Annotated in this window: 14 protein-coding genes, 1 tRNA gene and 1 pseudogene; 9 read left to right on the top strand and 7 right to left on the bottom strand. The window is 72.7% G+C overall.

Going from position 1 to position 14,451, the window contains the following annotated elements; translation table 11 throughout:
• Positions 1-198: 198 nt before the first annotated feature.
• Complete coding sequence (locus tag AB0F98_RS08450) at positions 199-957, bottom strand: single-stranded DNA-binding protein (RefSeq protein WP_357730670.1); 759 nt, start codon at positions 955-957, stop codon at positions 199-201.
• 307 nt (positions 958-1,264) lie between these two features.
• Between AB0F98_RS08450 and AB0F98_RS08445 the strand changes: the two genes are divergently transcribed.
• Together AB0F98_RS08445 and AB0F98_RS08440 are read left to right on the top strand one after the other, a co-directional pair.
• The gene (locus AB0F98_RS08445) at positions 1,265-1,678 is read left to right on the top strand and encodes an HPF/RaiA family ribosome-associated protein (protein ID WP_357730944.1); all 414 of its coding nucleotides are present in this window, start codon (positions 1,265-1,267) and stop codon (positions 1,676-1,678) included.
• Positions 1,679-1,786: 108 nt separating this feature from the next.
• Entirely contained in the window at positions 1,787-2,887 is a 1,101-nt protein-coding gene (locus AB0F98_RS08440) for an alpha/beta hydrolase (protein ID WP_357730667.1), read from the top strand.
• Positions 2,888-2,898: 11 nt separating this feature from the next.
• Here the strand turns inward: AB0F98_RS08440 and AB0F98_RS08435 are convergent, their stop codons facing one another.
• Positions 2,899-3,582: a hypothetical protein gene (locus AB0F98_RS08435; RefSeq protein WP_357730664.1), complete on the bottom strand. Its 684-nt coding sequence runs from the start codon at positions 3,580-3,582 to the stop codon at positions 2,899-2,901.
• 212 nt (positions 3,583-3,794) lie between these two features.
• Here AB0F98_RS08435 and AB0F98_RS08430 point away from each other — a divergent pair.
• A tRNA-Arg gene (locus tag AB0F98_RS08430) sits at positions 3,795-3,867 on the top strand.
• Positions 3,868-4,044: 177 nt separating this feature from the next.
• On the opposite strand, the gene AB0F98_RS08425 is transcribed toward AB0F98_RS08430, so the two are convergent.
• Positions 4,045-4,575, bottom strand: coding sequence for a GNAT family N-acetyltransferase (locus AB0F98_RS08425; RefSeq protein ID WP_357730661.1), 531 nt, complete (start codon positions 4,573-4,575; stop codon positions 4,045-4,047).
• 209 nt (positions 4,576-4,784) lie between these two features.
• On the opposite strand from AB0F98_RS08425, the gene AB0F98_RS08420 reads away from it, so the two are divergent.
• Positions 4,785-6,047 (top strand): FAD-dependent oxidoreductase, encoded by a 1,263-nt coding sequence (locus tag AB0F98_RS08420; RefSeq protein WP_357730658.1) that lies wholly within the window; start codon positions 4,785-4,787, stop codon positions 6,045-6,047.
• Positions 6,048-6,091: 44 nt separating this feature from the next.
• Here AB0F98_RS08420 and AB0F98_RS08415 read toward each other — a convergent pair whose 3' ends face one another.
• A complete protein-coding gene (locus AB0F98_RS08415) occupies positions 6,092-7,324 on the bottom strand; it encodes a hypothetical protein (protein ID WP_357730655.1) in 1,233 nt (410 codons plus the stop codon).
• A 77-nt stretch (positions 7,325-7,401) separates the two neighbouring features.
• Here AB0F98_RS08415 and AB0F98_RS08410 point away from each other — a divergent pair, with 77 nt between their 5' ends.
• On the top strand, positions 7,402-7,950 hold the full coding sequence (locus tag AB0F98_RS08410) for a hypothetical protein (protein WP_357730651.1): 549 nt from the start codon (positions 7,402-7,404) through the stop codon (positions 7,948-7,950).
• Positions 7,951-7,995: 45 nt separating this feature from the next.
• Here AB0F98_RS08410 and AB0F98_RS08405 read toward each other — a convergent pair whose 3' ends face one another.
• Positions 7,996-8,736 (bottom strand): class I SAM-dependent methyltransferase, encoded by a 741-nt coding sequence (locus tag AB0F98_RS08405; protein WP_357730648.1) that lies wholly within the window; start codon positions 8,734-8,736, stop codon positions 7,996-7,998.
• A gap of 292 nt (positions 8,737-9,028) precedes the next feature.
• On the opposite strand from AB0F98_RS08405, the gene AB0F98_RS08400 reads away from it, so the two are divergent.
• The 4 genes from AB0F98_RS08400 (at position 9,029) to AB0F98_RS08385 (ending at position 12,934) form a co-directional block, all read left to right on the top strand.
• Positions 9,029-10,213, top strand: a complete 1,185-nt coding sequence (locus AB0F98_RS08400; protein ID WP_357730645.1) for an ATP-binding protein — start codon at positions 9,029-9,031, stop codon at positions 10,211-10,213.
• Positions 10,214-10,319: 106 nt separating this feature from the next.
• A complete protein-coding gene (locus tag AB0F98_RS08395; protein ID WP_357730942.1) occupies positions 10,320-11,441 on the top strand; it encodes a hypothetical protein in 1,122 nt (373 codons plus the stop codon).
• A complete protein-coding gene (locus AB0F98_RS08390; protein ID WP_357730642.1) occupies positions 11,414-12,127 on the top strand; it encodes a response regulator transcription factor in 714 nt (237 codons plus the stop codon). Before AB0F98_RS08395 ends, AB0F98_RS08390 begins: the two co-directional genes overlap by 28 nt.
• A 72-nt stretch (positions 12,128-12,199) precedes the next feature.
• Positions 12,200-12,934 carry a hypothetical protein gene (locus AB0F98_RS08385; protein WP_357730639.1) on the top strand — a complete coding sequence of 245 codons (735 nt, stop codon included), beginning with the start codon at positions 12,200-12,202 and terminating at the stop codon, positions 12,932-12,934.
• A 13-nt stretch (positions 12,935-12,947) separates the two neighbouring features.
• On the opposite strand, the pseudogene AB0F98_RS08380 reads toward AB0F98_RS08385, so the two are convergent.
• Together AB0F98_RS08380 and AB0F98_RS08375 are read right to left on the bottom strand one after the other, a co-directional pair.
• A pseudogene (locus AB0F98_RS08380) lies at positions 12,948-13,796 on the bottom strand (AraC family transcriptional regulator); the annotation flags it as partial.
• A 3-nt stretch (positions 13,797-13,799) separates the two neighbouring features.
• Positions 13,800-14,408, bottom strand: a complete 609-nt coding sequence (locus tag AB0F98_RS08375; protein WP_357730635.1) for an isochorismatase family protein — start codon at positions 14,406-14,408, stop codon at positions 13,800-13,802.
• Positions 14,409-14,451 lie beyond the last annotated feature (43 nt).

Below are 14,451 nucleotides of genomic sequence, written 5' to 3'. Positions count from 1 at the left end.
CGGACTCGTTCGCGCGGACCGGGGTCAGCCACCGCAGCGCGGCCAACCATGCCTCCGCACCGACCCGGCAACCTCCCGGTGACGGCCCGGCCCTGCGGGGTGACGGCGACGAAGCCGTCGCCACCCCGCCCCCCGGTCGCGTCGGCTGGGACCGCCCACGCGGCTTCGCGTCGACGCGTTGGCGGGTCCTCGCCGGCGTCACGCGGGCTGCGGCACCCGCCCACGGCGGCTCCGGCCCGACGGTCGACCGTTCGACGACGCCTCGTCGGGCGCCGGGGAGAGCTCGCCATCGCCGTCGTCGGATCCGTCGACCAACGGCGCGAGCTCGTCGGGGTCACTCTCGGGGCTCCCCGCACCGTCGGGCATTCCGCCAAGGAAGTCCCCGGCTTCCGGAGCGAACGGGGATGTGGTGTCGGCGGAGGGCACGTCCCGGACGGCCCGCGGCGCGACGAAGTCCGGCAGCTCGAAGTCCTCGTCGAGGGGCCGGTCGTCGGGCAACGCCGGGGCCTGATCGTCCGGCACGGGCTCGGTCGGCTCCCCCTTCACCCGGCTCTCCGCCTCCGCGTCCTCGACCGTGCTGGTGGTGACGCCCGGGCGGTTGCGCAGGAACCGGGCCCGACCGCGGGACAGGTCGTGCCCGACGGCGACGGCCTCCAACTCGTAGAGGGTGCGGTGGTTTCCGGCGTCGTCGGTCCAGTCCCGGGTGTAGAGGCGGCCGCAGACGACCACCGGGTCACCGACCATCACCGAGGCGGCCACACCCTCGGCGAGCTTCCGCCAGCAGTTCACGCGGACGCGCAGGCTGTTGCCGTCGACCCAGCGGCCGGTGTCCCGGTCGAGGCGGCGGGCCGTCGAGGCGACCTTGAAGTTGGCCACCAGGGTGTTGCTCTGGGTGGTGCGTCGCCATTCCGGCGCGGTCAGCACATTTCCGACGATCGTGACGTAGGTGTCGAACATCGTCCCTCCAGGGATCGGGGCTGCCATCGCGAGTCGACTCGTGCCGAGCCTGCGCCCGGCACGGGCCGCGCGCCACCGCCGCCGGCCGCACCTGTGGACGACGTGCCCGCCTGTGGAAAACGCCCTGATCAAGCTCACATTTGCTACGCGAACGGTTCCGAACCGGGTCGGGCTGGGTAAGGAGTTGATCAAGAAACGCCCCGGCGCGCAGGCCCCCGGCGACGCGCACCGACGGCACCGACGAGAGGACAGCGACCATGACGACGAGCACCACTCGTACCGCCCGCGTTCCGGCGCAGGTTCGGCGATGAGCGCCGTGGACAACCCGGCGACGGTCGCCCAGTGCCTGCGGGTCGGCGCTGGGTTCTCACAGGGCGACCGGAACTGGATCGTGGAGCAGTTCGCCACCCTGGACGCGCGGCTCGCCGCGTTCCATGCCGACGCCACCGAGCTGGAGGTGTCGGTCAAGGACCGCAACGCCCGCGGCCAGAAGGTCACCCTGGAGTGCTGGATCGCCGGCCGCCAGAAGATCGTCACCACCTCTACCGAGGAGGACCTGCGGGCCGCGCTCAACGACGCACGCGACGACCTGCGCCGACGCCTGAACGACGCGAAGACCCGCCAGGAGCCCAGGCACAACAAGCACGTACGCGAGATCGGCCGGCCGGAGGCCGAGGCGGCGGCCGCCGATGCGGAGCGCGCCGACGTCGAAACCGTCTGAGTCGTACGCCCGTGGCCCCCGCCGCCCCCGATCGGCCCGCGGGGGCCACGGCACGGACCGCGACCGGAGGGGCTACCGCCCGGTAGCGTGCCGGCGTACCGTCGGATCGTGGAACCGGACGTGCTGGGCCTGCCCTACGAGCGGCAGACGATCGATCTGGGCACCGACGACGAGGGACCGATCGTCGCCACCCTGGTCCGGCGGCGCGCCGAACGACCCACCCGACGCGCCGTGCTTTACGTGCACGGCTTCGTGGACTACTTCTTCCAGACCCACCTGGCCGACTTCTTCGCCGAGCGTGGCTGGGACTTCTACGCGCTCGACCTGCGGAAGTACGGCCGCAGCCTGCTCACCCACCAGACCCCGAACTTCTGCCGCGACCTCACGGACTACCACGCGGAACTGGACGCCGCGGCGAAGATCATCCGTGCCGATGACGGGTACGACACGCTGCTCGCCGTCGGCCACTCCACGGGCGGCCTGATCGTCTCGCTCTGGGCGCATGCCCGACGCGATGCCGGGATCGTCGACGGCATCGTCCTCAACAGCCCGTTCTTCGACATCAATGCGCCCTGGCTGGTACGACGCCCCCTCCTGGCCGCCGTCTCCCGCCTGGGCCGCCGCGCGCCGCACCGAGTGCTGCCCTTCGACCTCGGCACCGTGTACGGCGAGAGCATCCACTCCGACCACCGGGGCGAGTGGAGCTACGACCTGGCGTGGAAGCCCCTGGCCGGGTTCCCGGTCCGGGCCGGCTGGCTGGCCGCGATCCGCACCGCGCAGCGGCAACTCCGCGCCGGACTGGACCTCCCCATGCCCGTACTGCTGGCCTGCTCGACCCGATCCTTCCGGGGCAGGAGATGGCGCGATTCGGCCGGGCTCGCCGACGCCGTCCTGGACGTCGAGCACATGGTCCGGTACGCCCCTCGCCTCGGCCGGCACGTCACTCTGGCCCGCTTCGACGGCGGCCTGCACGATCTCACCCTCAGCGGCCCCGGCGTACGGGAGAAGGTCTTCACCGAGATCGGCCGGTGGACCGAGGCGTTCCTCGGCGCGGGTCCGACGGCCCCAGCCGACGGCGCTGACGTGGGCGCCACCCGCACGGCGCAGGCCGACGGGACCGGCCCGACGGACGAGGCGGGTGCGGACTCTGCGGCGGGCCCGCCGGGAAGCCGCCGCCCCGCCGACTCGGCGGGTGCCGCCCTGAGCTGACCCGGGCCTGCTCAGGCCTCGCCGGTGGTCGGCAGCATCGCGCGGATCCGGTCGAACGTGGCCACCGGGTGGCTCTCCGTGCCCGGCAGCACCAGACCCAGGCAGTGCAGGGCCATCCCACCGTCGGCGGCCGCCTCGACGCCGAAGACCGGGGCCCCGACATAGCCGGCCGGCAGACCCGCGCCGATCCGCACCTCGTCACCGACGCGGGACACCCGCTCGATCGCCACCTCCAGCGGCCGGTCGCCGTCCTCCGGCAGACCGTGGGCGAGCACGAAGGCCGAGCCCGGCGTCGCGTCGATCCGGGCGACCACGTCGGCGTTGGCCGCGACGATGTCCACCACCGGTTGCATACGGAACGCCCAGCCGGCCGCCGCCGCCACCGCGTGCAGGCCGGCCACCGGCAGGATCGCCACACCGACCTCCGGACGGCGGACCCAACCGGCGACGGACAGCGTCGCCGGGGCCACACCGGCCGGCTCCGTGACGCTCGCCCGCAGACCCAAATCACCCGCGCCGCCGGCCACCGAGTCGGCCGTCAGCAGGTACTCCCCACCGGGGTCCTGGAAGAGGAAGGCCGTGCCGGCGCCGTCGGGGTCGAACCCATCGGCGCGCCGGTACGGCAGGATCGCGCGGCCGACGAGCTGGCAGAGCTCGTAGGCGACGTCGTTCTCCATGTCGGGGTCAAGCAGCACGCAGCCGAGGGTACGTCGTGTCCGGCCCCGTTTCCGGCAGGCGTCCGGCCACCGACCGGTGTGCGCCGGCTCACGTCCGATGCGCGGCCGTCCATGACCCGGAAACCCGATGCCGGGCGCTGCCGACGCATGCGAACCTTGTCGGCGTACGACGCCAGGACGGAACGTCGGCCAGCCAGCGCGCGGGCGGTACCCTCTTGGCGCGACGCCACGCGCCCGTAGCTCAGCGGATAGAGCAGGGGACTTCTAATCCCAAGGCCGCAGGTTCGAATCCTGCCGGGCGCACCCTTCCCACCGCAGGGCGGCGGCTTTCCGCTCCCGTTCACGACGATCACCAGGCCTCCGTACAGCCAAGCCTGTCAGCCAACGCCGACGCCAGGGGCTGACGGCCCGAGGAGGACAGCAACTCCCTACGCCCGCACCCCGCCCGGAAGCTCGCTCCCGCTAAGCGATCGGCGAAGCTCACGCGACGGTCCCGGCGACGTGGTCGACGAAACCGAGGCGCCGGTTCATGGCTATCGCGGATGCGTTGCGCGGATGATGGATCGTCGCGAGCCACCGGTAGCCGGACGATCGAACGTAACGGATCGCCAGCAACTTCATCGCGAGCGACAGGCCCTGCCCCCTGTATGGCGCGAGGACACCGGTCATCTCGCTGAATGCGTACCCGTTGTCCGGGTGCAGCGAGGTGCTCGACATCCCGATCCACTCGTCGCCCCGGAGGGCGAGGATGACGCCGCCAGGGTCGAACGTCGGCACGTCGACGCGTTGGGTGAGGTACTCCTCGTACGTGTAGAACTCTCCCCGGTCGGGGATGTCGGCCGAGCACGTCCTGTTCAGCTCGTAGAGCGCCCGTCTGCGCTGGGGAGTGTCCCCGAGTTGGGCCATGGTCGTGAGGTCGATGCCGGACTCGCGCGCCCTGCGGAGGTACGGCTCGAACGTCTGGTCGTCGAAGCCGTCGATGTCCAGCTGAAGGCGAACCCATTCCGGCATGACCGGACCGTACCCGGGCAGCCGTTCGCGCAGCCGAGGCTGTCCGTCGACGCGACCCCAGACCGCCTGCCTTGTCTGCCCCACCTGTGACCATCGACATAGTTCGTCCCAGCGGATATGTAGCATGATCATTTGGCCGGGCCGAACGAAGGACCAGGCGCGGTGCGGACGGGGGCCGCTACCTCCCCTGAGGTCCGAAGGAGTACGCCATGCCCACCGCCGAGCCCGTACCCGCCCCTGAGCACGTCGCCGTCATCGGTGCGGGGATGGTCGGGCTGGCCACCGCCTGGTTCCTTCAGGAGCGCGGAATACAGGTCACCGTGCTCGAGCGCACCGGCGTCGCGGCGGGCGCGTCGTGGGGCAACGCCGGATGGCTCACCCCCGGCATCACCACTCCCCTGCCTGAGCCGGCGGTCCTCCGCTACGGGTTGCGCGCCCTGCTCAGCCCGTCGTCGCCGGTGTATGTGCCGCCGCGCGCGGATCCCCGGCTGCTGCGGTTCCTGACGGGCTTCGCCCTGCACAGCACCCAGGCGAAGTGGCAGGCCGCGATGGCGGCCTACATCCCGATGAATCGGCGCGCGTTCGAGGCGTACGACGTGTTGGCGGCCGGCGGGGTCGGATCGGTGGCGCACGAGGCGAAGTCGTTCATGGCGGCGTACCGGACCGAGGCCGAGCGGTCGGTCCTCCTCGACGAGCTGGGGCACATCCGCTCCGCCGGGCAGGAGATCGAGTTCGACGTGCTGACCGGTGCCGAGGCGCGGGAGGTGGAGCCCTCGCTGTCGGACGCCGTGGGCGCCGCCATCCGCCTGCACGGTCAACGGTTCGTCAACCCGGGACAGTACGTGCACGCGCTCGCCGAGGCTGTTCGCGCCCGCGGCGCGTCGATCGTGACCGACGCCGACGTGGTGGACGTACGCGACGAGGGGGCCGGGGTGCGGGTGGTGACCGCCGCCGGCGCGGACGACCGCTACGACGCGGCGGTGTTGGCGACCGGCACCTGGCTCGGCGCCCTGGCGCGGCGCTTCGGCGTACGGACCGTCGTGCAGGCCGGCCGTGGGTACAGCTTCAGCGTCGCCATCGAGCACCTGCCGTCCGGCCCGGTGTACTTCCCCGCGCAGCGCGTCGCCTGCACGCCGCTGGGTGACCGGCTGCGCGTCGCCGGGATGATGGAGTTCCGCAGCGCCGAGGCGCCGCTGGACCAGCGTCGGATCCGGGCGATCACCGAGGCGGCCCGTCCACTGCTGCGCGGCGCGGACCTGGACGCGCGCGCCGACGAGTGGGTCGGATCGCGACCGTGCACTCCGGACGGACTGCCGCTCATCGGCCGGACCAACTCACCCCGGGTCTACGCCGCCGGCGGGCACGGCATGTGGGGCATCACCCTCGGCCCGCTCACCGGCGAACTGCTCGCCGAACAGATCACCAGCGGACGGCAGCCCGTGGAACTCCGCCCCTTCGACCCGCTGCGCTGAGAGAACCCTGGTCCAGCGGCCGCGGGACGGACCGGCGGCAACTCCTAGCGTCCTCCGGCACGTCGACGGAGCCGACGCACCAGCAGGAGGACGGCGAGCAGCGACGGTACGGCGAGTGTGGCGTACAACCACGGCGGTGCGGCGAACGGGGAGGGGCGGGGTTCCGGACCGCCGAACGCCGCTCGGGCCAGCAGGTCACCGGGCACCTCCAGGTCGCTCACGCCGTTCGGGGCGGTCACGAGCACCTGCTCCCGGCCGCCCGCGCCGACCGCCGTGAGCACGGTGCGCCGCTCCGCCTCGTCCTCCTCAATGGACTGATGTTCCACCACCGGCTCGCCGTCGCGCCAGGCGACCAGCTCCACGGCCGACCCGTTCACCGGGATCGCGTCACCGACCGGCCGGCCGGTGGCGGCGTCGAGGAACTCGATCCGCCAGGAGCGTCGCAAGGACTCGGCCAGGTCGGCGCATCGGAGCGCGCAGCCGTCGTACGTCAGCAGGGCGATCCACCGGCCGTCGCGGGTCCAGGCGGCTCGGCCGGCCAGCCCCCGCCGCTCGCCCAGCTCGACCTGCCAGCGCACCCCACCGCCCGGGTCGGTCACCACGAGCCGTTCCCGCTGGGCGACCTCGGCCGCCGGATCCACCCGGCCGGTGACGGCGAGCAGCGAGCCGTCCGGGGACCAGGCGGCCCTGCTGTGGCTGGCGAAGGTGCCGATCGGCAACACCCGCTCGGTGCCGCTCCACGGGTCGAGGATCAGCAGGTCGTCCGGCTTCGACGGGTCGTTGACCGGCCGGTTGTCCGGACCGTACGTGATCACGTCGTCGTCGTTCGATCTGGAGGCGACGACCGACTTCCCGTCCGGCGACCAGGCGAGCAGGTCCAGCCTCGGCTGGTGCGTACGCCGATCGTCACCGCTGCGTAGGTCGGTCATGCTTCCCTGGCCGGGGCGGAGATACCACCGGCCGTCCGGGGAGAGCAATCCGTGCCCCTCGCCCACGCTGATCGGCAGCAGCCGGTAGCCGCCGTCCCGGCCGACCACGACCCCCGTGGACTCGAAGTAGCGGGTCTGCGCGGTGAAGAAGAGCACCGAGGCGGGGCCGACCGGATGCTGGCCGACGGTCGCCTGCCAGAGCCACGGCTCGCGCACCTGGCCGGGAACGACCTCGGCAGGCGGAGCGGCTCGCCGCGCGGCGAGCCAGCCGGGCACGTAGATGGCGACGAGGCCGAGGGCCGCCACGGCAACGAGGATGGCGACCTTCCGTACGCAGCCGATCGACACGACTCCATTCAACCCCACCGACCGGCGGCGAACCCTGAACGCGCCACGGTGTCGATCCGGCCGGTACCCTCGTCGTCGTGAAAAGGTGGGTTCTGGTGCTGGTGGCGGTGCTGGGCGCTCCGGTGGCGCTGCTGCCAGCCGGCGCGGTCACGGCCGGCTACCTGGCAGTTCGCAGCGACTCGACGCGTCAATCAACCTGCCAGGAGTTGCTGCCGGTCGAGGAGGCGAAGGTACGCACCGTCCGGTGGGACCCGCCGGAGGAACTGCCGGACCTCGGCGACTACCCCGAGATCCACTGGCAGGGCCGTGCGAAGGGAAACCCGTGCTCCCGGGCGCCCGGTCCGACGGACTGGGCGTACCAGGGTGTGGTCGAGCTTCGCCCGGAGGACGCGCAGGCGTTGGCGAAACGGTACGGGTTCGTGGCGTACGACCCCGTCGGCTCCCAGGAGTACGCGAGCAGCCGGACCCCCGAGGACGTGTGGCCGGCCCTGGCGCCGTTCCTGCCGTCCGAACCGCGATGGCTGACCAGCAGGGTCTACGACGAGTTGGACACGTCCTCCCGATGGCGGATCGTGTACCTCGATGTCGCGCATGCGACGGTCCTGTTCATGCTCGACGACCACTGATCAGCGGGCCGAACGTAGCGGGAGCAGGGGCGACCGGCCCGAAGATCACCGCTGCGGCAGACGGTAGACGGACACGTGGGACCGCGAGTCGGCGGTGAACTCGGCACCGGTCCAGTCCGCGTGCCGGCTCTCCAGCTCGAACCCGGCCAGCTGCGCCATGAGGTCCAATTCGGACGGCCAGATGTACCGGTGCGGGCTGCGGCCCAAATGGGCCTGCCGGCCCTCGTCGAACCGGAAGTGGTGCGACACGACGTACTGGTTGAGCACGTCGTACGTGTCCAGCCCGATGTAGCCGGGCTCGGAGTTCCAGACCACCGCCTGCTGCCCCGGCGGGAGCTTGCGCAGCTCCGGCACCCAGAGCTCGATCACGAAGCAGCCGCCCGGTACGAGGTGCCGGGCGGCGTTGCGGAAGCACTCGACCTGCTCGGCCTGGCTGAGCAGATTCGAGATCGTGTTGAAGACGAGGTAGACGAGGCTGTAGTCACCCGGCACGACCGTGGTGGCCATGTCGCCGACGGTCACCGGGATCGTCGCCGCGTCCACCTTGGCCCGGAGCCGGTCGATCATCGGGCGGGACAGTTCGACGCCGGTGACGGGTATCCCCCGCTGCGCGAGTGGGATGGCCACCCGGCCGGTGCCGATGGCGAACTCGAGGGCCCGGCCGCCGTCGGCCAGCTCGGCGAGACGGTCCACTGCGGGCTCGATGACCTCCGGCGCGAACATCCCGGTGCCCGGGGTGTCGTACCGTTCGGCGGTCTCGGCGTCCCAGATCTCTGCCTGCAGCATGCCGACCACCCTGCCCTCGGCGGAGAAACGGCTCAATGCATTTTCGCCGCGGTGGACGGGTTCGGCGCCGGTCTGACCCGCGGAAGGCAGTGCGCCGCCTCCGCCGCCGCCCAACTGTTGACACGCTGTAACCGGTTCCGATGCGACGCGAAGCGCTGACCAGCTTCGAAGAGCAGGAATCGCGCTGTCGCACACCGTGTGTGACGACATGCATCGCCCTCGTGTTATTCTTGCTCGTCGATCTATGCCGCGAGACCCCGGATCGGGTCGTCGCCGGAAGGACCCTCCCCCGATGCCGGCCGTTCCCGTTCGGACCGTGCCACCCGCCGTGCTGGACAGCCCGGCCGGCGGCGCGCTCAGCCTCACCTTCGCCACCCTGCCGGCTCTGCTCCGGCTGACCTGCGGGATCGTCGGCGCGGTCGTGGCCCTCTCCGTTCGTACGCCGCCGGTGCAGGCCGTTCCCCTGATCTCCGCTGTCGTGGTGCTGACCGCCTGGTCGATCCGGTACGCGGTACGTGCCCTGCGTGGCGGCGTCACCCCGGCCATGGTCGTCGGGGACGTGGCGCTCACCACGGGGGCCTGCCTGCTCATTCCCTGGTTGGTGGCCCCCGAGGTGCTGCCCGGCGAGGGAAGCTGGATCGCGGTACTCGCCAGCACCACGGTGATCAACACGCAGGTCACCGCCCCGGCACGCTGGTCGATCCCGGCCGGTCTGCTGGTCGCGACAGGCTACGCGACCGGCGCGCACGCGGCGGGCAACCCGCGCGAGGCCGTGGCACACACCGCGACCCTGCTGGTGCAGGTCGGCTGCGCGGCGATGATGAGCGCGGTCATGGGTCGCCGGATCTCCCGCGCCGACCGGGCCTTCGCCACACACCAACGGCTGGTCCGGGAGGCGCTGGTGGCCCGTACCGCACGGGAGTCGGAACGCCGGCAGAATCGCGACCTGCACGACACGGTGCTCGGCACGCTCACCATGGTCGGCCTCGGCGCGGTCAGCGGCCCGTCAGCGGAGCTGCGCCGACGGTGCGCCGCCGACCTGCGTACCCTCGCCGCCCACGCCCACGCCGACGCCCGGGCGGTCCCCGCCGACGGTCCGGTATCGCTCGACGACCGGCTGCGGACGGTGCGTGACCGGTTGCCGGCGCTGCCGACGGCGCTCGAACTGGCACCGTGCACGGCGCCTGCGGCGGTGGCGGACGCGGTCGCGGAGAGCGTCTACGCGGCACTGTCCAACGTCGTCCGGCACGCGCCGGGATCGACGGCCGAGCTGCGCCTGCGCCGGGTCGCCGGCGGCGTCGTGGTCGAGGTGGCCGACGACGGGCCGGGCTTCGACCCGGCCACCGTCCCACCGCACCGGTACGGGCTGCGCGAGTCGGTCCGGGGGCGGATGACGGCGATCGGCGGCAGCGCCCACATCGACACCGCCCCTGGTGCGGGCACCCGGGTCCGCCTGGAGTGGCCCGGTGTCGGCTGAACTCCACACCGCGGTCGGGCAGGGGTACGACCCGACGGCGCCCGCCGTCCCGCCGCCACCCGCCCCGGACCCGAGCCCGACCGGCGACGCGCCGCCCCCGACGTCGGTGGGTCAGGTCGCGGCCGCGGTGGGACGGGCCTCGGACCGCAGCGCCCGGATAGCGGCGATCGCCATCGCGCTGGCCTGGCACTCCGCGATCGGGCTGCCGGCGGTGCTGGCCGACCGGTCGGAGTTGAGCAACGCCGCCGTGGTGCTCGCCGCCTGGATGCTGGTGGCCGTGATCGGGGTCCTGGCCGGTGCCGGGCTGCTGCGGAACGCCCCGCTGCCGGCGTGGCCACTCGCCGGGCTGCTGCTCGCGGTCGACGCGATAGTCTTCGCCACCGCCGGCGAGCGGCAACTCTTCACCACCGCCAACTGGGTGTGGGGGACGCTCGGCTGGTTCTTCGTGCTGGCGCTCTGGGGTCGGCGGGTCGCGGGACTGATCGCCCTGCTCACCGCGCACTCGCTCATCGCCCTCGCGGCAGTCGTCGGGTACGCCGCGACCGCCCCGGCCGACCTGGCCCGATTCGTGATGTACGTCTACGGCACGTCATCGCTACCGATCGCGGCGTTCGCGGGCAGCGCGGTGATCGCCGCGCTGGCCAGGGAGCGGGCGGCCACCGCCGCGGCCAGCCACGCCATGACGGCCGAGCGGGACGCCGCCGAGCAGGCCCGGCGGGACCGACGGGAGCGGCTGGCCCTGGTCGGCGATGCCGCCGGGGCGCTGCTCGCGGAGCTGGCCGACGGGCGTGCCGATCCGGCCGACCCCCTGGTGCAGCGCCGGGCGGCGCTAGCCGCGGCCCGGCTACGGCGGCTGATCGCCGAGTCGGACGACGTACCCGATCCGCTGCTGCACGAGCTGCGCGCCGCCGCGGACCTGGCCGAACGCAACGGACTGCCGATCGACCTCGTGATCATCGGTACGCCGCCGCCGCTGCCGGTGCAGGTCCGTCGTCGACTCGCGGACCCGCTCACGGCCACTCTCGCGGACGCGCGGGAGTGGGCCCGGTTGACGGTCGTCTCGGGCCCGGACGAGGTGGTGGTCAGCCTCGTCACCCCGGACCGGGACGGCCCCGACGCGACCGGCCCGCCGGGCGAGTGGGACGACGATTCGCACGACGGTCGAGTTGATCGGCTCTACGAGCGGGACGGGGAGATCAGATGGGCGCAGACCCGGTGGCGGCGATGAGCGGCGAACGACCGATCGGGGTGGCCATCGTGGACGACCATCCGGTGGTCGTGGACGGGGTGCGTGCCTGGCTGGCCACCGAGCCGCGGCTGACCGTACTGGCCACTGGGGACGATCCGGACGAGGTGCTGCTTGCCGCACCGGACGCCGACGTCGTCCTGCTCGACCTGCGGCTGCACGGCCGGATGGCGCTGGGCAAGCTGGCCGAGCTGAGCGCCGCGGGGCGCCGGGTGGTGGTCTACTCGGAGCACACCGACCCGGAGACGATGCTGGCCGCGCTGGACGCCGGGGCCGTCGCCTTCCTCGCCAAGCACGAGGGGCGCGAGCACTGCGTGGCCACCGTGCTCGCCGCGGCGAGCGATCGCCCGTACGTGCCGCCGGCGCTGGCGGGGGCGATGGTCGGTGATCCGCGGCCGGATCGCCCGGTCCTCTCCGACAAGGAACGCGAGGCGCTGCTGCTCTGGTTCCAGTCGATGTCGAAGGCGTCGGTGGCCCGCCGGATGCGGATCAGCGAGCACACGGTCAAGCAATACGTCGACCGGGCGCGGATCAAGTACACCCGGGCGGGCCGGCCGGCCGCCACAAAGGCGGCGCTGCTCGCCCGCGCGATCGAGGACGGCCTCATCCGGCCGGAAGAGATCGGCATCTACCGGTCGCAGGCGAGGTACGACCGGCCGACCCCCTAACGGGTGTCATGACAGGCGGGCGGTGATTCCGCCACGCTCGACGGAGGGTGAGCTCTGTGGGAGGTCGTGACGATGCAGGCTGACGCGTCCCCCTTCTTCATCGGTCCGCACCGGTTCGACGCGCCGGACGATGAGGTGGGGCCGTTACTCGACCGCCGGTACGAGCTGATGCCGGCCCTGGGCGAACAGGTCCTCTGGCGGCACCGGCTGGAGGTCGCGGGACACCTGCTCGGCCCCAGCGAGATCCGACGGGTGTGGGCCCTGCCCGGCCCGGTCGCGGTGACCGTCACGGATCAGCGGATCGTCTGGGTGGGCGAGGGCTCACAGCTGGCGGTGATGTCCGGCGGGCGGGCCGTGGGCATCGCCCGGCACCGCCAACCGGTCCGGCTGCCCGGCCTGCTCAGCGGGCAGATCCGCTGGCAGTGGCCGTCCCGACTGGAGTTGGCGTCGACCGGCCCGGACGACCCTGCCCGGCTGCTGATCGTGTGCGACGCGCTGCGGACCATTCAGCAGCCGGCGCTCGCCCTGACCGGCCCGGCCGACGAGATCGCCAGGCTGGCTCGGCAGGTGTGCCGGGCGGTGGCCGCCTTCCGGTTGGGCCGGCCCCAGATGGTCGACCTGTCGCCGCAGGAACGCGACGTGTTGGCGCTGCGGTCCGCTGGGCGGGTCATCGGGGAGGAGCGCATCACCCTGCCCGGGTCGCTGCCGGTCGAGTTCCGGTCTCGGGACGACTACTACCGGCGGGCAGCGGATCCGGCACCCGACCGGTCCGGGCACGCAGGCGACGCAGCATCCGGGCATCGGTGAAGCCGACGGTCCGGGCGGCCGACTCCACCGTGGCGCCGTGCCCGATCAGGTGCTCCGCCCGCTCGACCCGGAGAAGCTGCTGGTAGCCGAGCGGGGTGAGGCCGGTGGCCCGGCGGAACAGGCGGTTCAGCGTCCGCTCGGCGACCCCGCCGACGGCGGCCAGTTCCGCCAGCGGCAACGGCTCGGCGTAGCGGTGGTCGATCAGGTCCTGCACCCGGTGCACCGCCTCGGACAGGTGCGACCGGTGCCGCAGCATCACGCTGGCCTGCTGCTCGAGACCGTTGCGGCGGGCGTACACCACCAGTTCGCGGGCCACGCGGGCGGCGACGGCGGGGCCGTGCCGGACGGCCACCAGGTGCAGTGCGACGTCGATGCCACTGGCGATACCGGCGGAGGTGACCACGCGGTCGTCGACCACGTGGAGCACGTCCCGGATCACCCGCGCCGCCGGATGGCGACGGGCGAGGTCCTCCTGCACGTCGTGGTGGGTGGTGCAGCGGCGACCGTCCAGCAGGCCGGCTCGGCCGAGGGCGTAGGCGCCCGCGCAGACACCGGCCACGGTGCCGCCGGCCGCGTGGTGCGCGGCCAGCCGGCGCAGGTCGTCCGGGCTGACCGGGCCGGCCGGCCCATGGGCGGTCGGCCGCCAGCCGGGCACCATCAGCAGGTCGTCGGGCGTCAGCTCGGGCCATTCGGTACGGGCGACCAGCGACACACCCTGCACGGTGGGCACCTGTTCCCGCTCGGACACGTAGTGCAGCTCGTACTCGTGACCGAGGTCGGCGGCGCTGGAGAAGACCTGGGCCGGCCCGGCGAGGTCCAGCAAGTGCAGCTGCGGGACGAGCAGGAAGACGACCCGGGTCATCAGTCAGCTCCGCGCGCCGGCCGGGATCCCGCCGGTCACCTCGTCCACCGTGCGTACGGTGGCGAACCGGCCGGCCAGGGCGTACTCGGTGCGACGGACGATCTCCTCGTTCGGCAGGGTGCGCGGGTCGGCGAGGACCTCCGCCAGGCCGACGGTCTCCGGGACGTCCCGGTGCGGGATCGGAAACGTCATCGTCGCGTCGGTCACGAACGTCATCCGGTAGCCGAGATCGGCACCGATCCGGGTGGTGGTCTCGACGCACTGCTCCGTACGGATGCCGCACACGGTCACGTCGCGGACTCCGGCGAACGTGAGCAGCTGCTGGAGGTTGGTGGTGGTGAAGGCGTTGTGCGACGTCTTGACCAGCGTCGGCTCCCCCTCGCCCGGTGCCAGCCCGTCGATCAGCCGTACGTGTCCGAGGGCCGGGTCGAAGACCCCGCCGGTGCCGGGCTCGGCGTGCAGGACCCAGACCACCAGGTCACCGCGACCGCGGGCGGCGCGCACCAGCCGGTCCACCTGGCCGACGATGTCGGGGTTCGAGCCGTACGCCCAGATGGGGCGCTGGCGAAAGGACTCCTGGACGTCGATCACGACGAGTGCTGCTCTGCTCATGAGACGATCCTGGCCGGGCGGAGGCGGGAACGGCAGACACCAT

The organism is Micromonospora sp. NPDC023737 (assembly GCF_040639715.1).
Lineage (GTDB): Bacteria > Actinomycetota > Actinomycetes > Mycobacteriales > Micromonosporaceae > Micromonospora.
The sequence above is the reverse complement of the archived record's forward strand: the minus strand, read 5'-3'. Positions and strand labels throughout refer to the sequence as shown.

Excerpts from the sequence above, each read along its gene's own strand:
- AB0F98_RS08450 (WP_357730670.1), bottom strand. The coding sequence starts at position 957 with ATGTTCGACACCTACGTCACGATCGTCGGAAATGTGCTGACCGCGCCG.
- AB0F98_RS08445 (WP_357730944.1), top strand. The coding sequence starts at position 1,265 with ATGAGCGCCGTGGACAACCCGGCGACGGTCGCCCAGTGCCTGCGGGTC.
- AB0F98_RS08425 (WP_357730661.1), bottom strand. The coding sequence starts at position 4,575 with ATGCCGGAATGGGTTCGCCTTCAGCTGGACATCGACGGCTTCGACGAC.
- AB0F98_RS08420 (WP_357730658.1), top strand. The coding sequence starts at position 4,785 with ATGCCCACCGCCGAGCCCGTACCCGCCCCTGAGCACGTCGCCGTCATC.
- AB0F98_RS08405 (WP_357730648.1), bottom strand. The coding sequence starts at position 8,736 with ATGCTGCAGGCAGAGATCTGGGACGCCGAGACCGCCGAACGGTACGAC.
- AB0F98_RS08400 (WP_357730645.1), top strand. The coding sequence starts at position 9,029 with ATGCCGGCCGTTCCCGTTCGGACCGTGCCACCCGCCGTGCTGGACAGC.
- AB0F98_RS08390 (WP_357730642.1), top strand. The coding sequence starts at position 11,414 with ATGGGCGCAGACCCGGTGGCGGCGATGAGCGGCGAACGACCGATCGGG.
- AB0F98_RS08385 (WP_357730639.1), top strand. The coding sequence starts at position 12,200 with ATGCAGGCTGACGCGTCCCCCTTCTTCATCGGTCCGCACCGGTTCGAC.
- AB0F98_RS08375 (WP_357730635.1), bottom strand. The coding sequence starts at position 14,408 with ATGAGCAGAGCAGCACTCGTCGTGATCGACGTCCAGGAGTCCTTTCGC.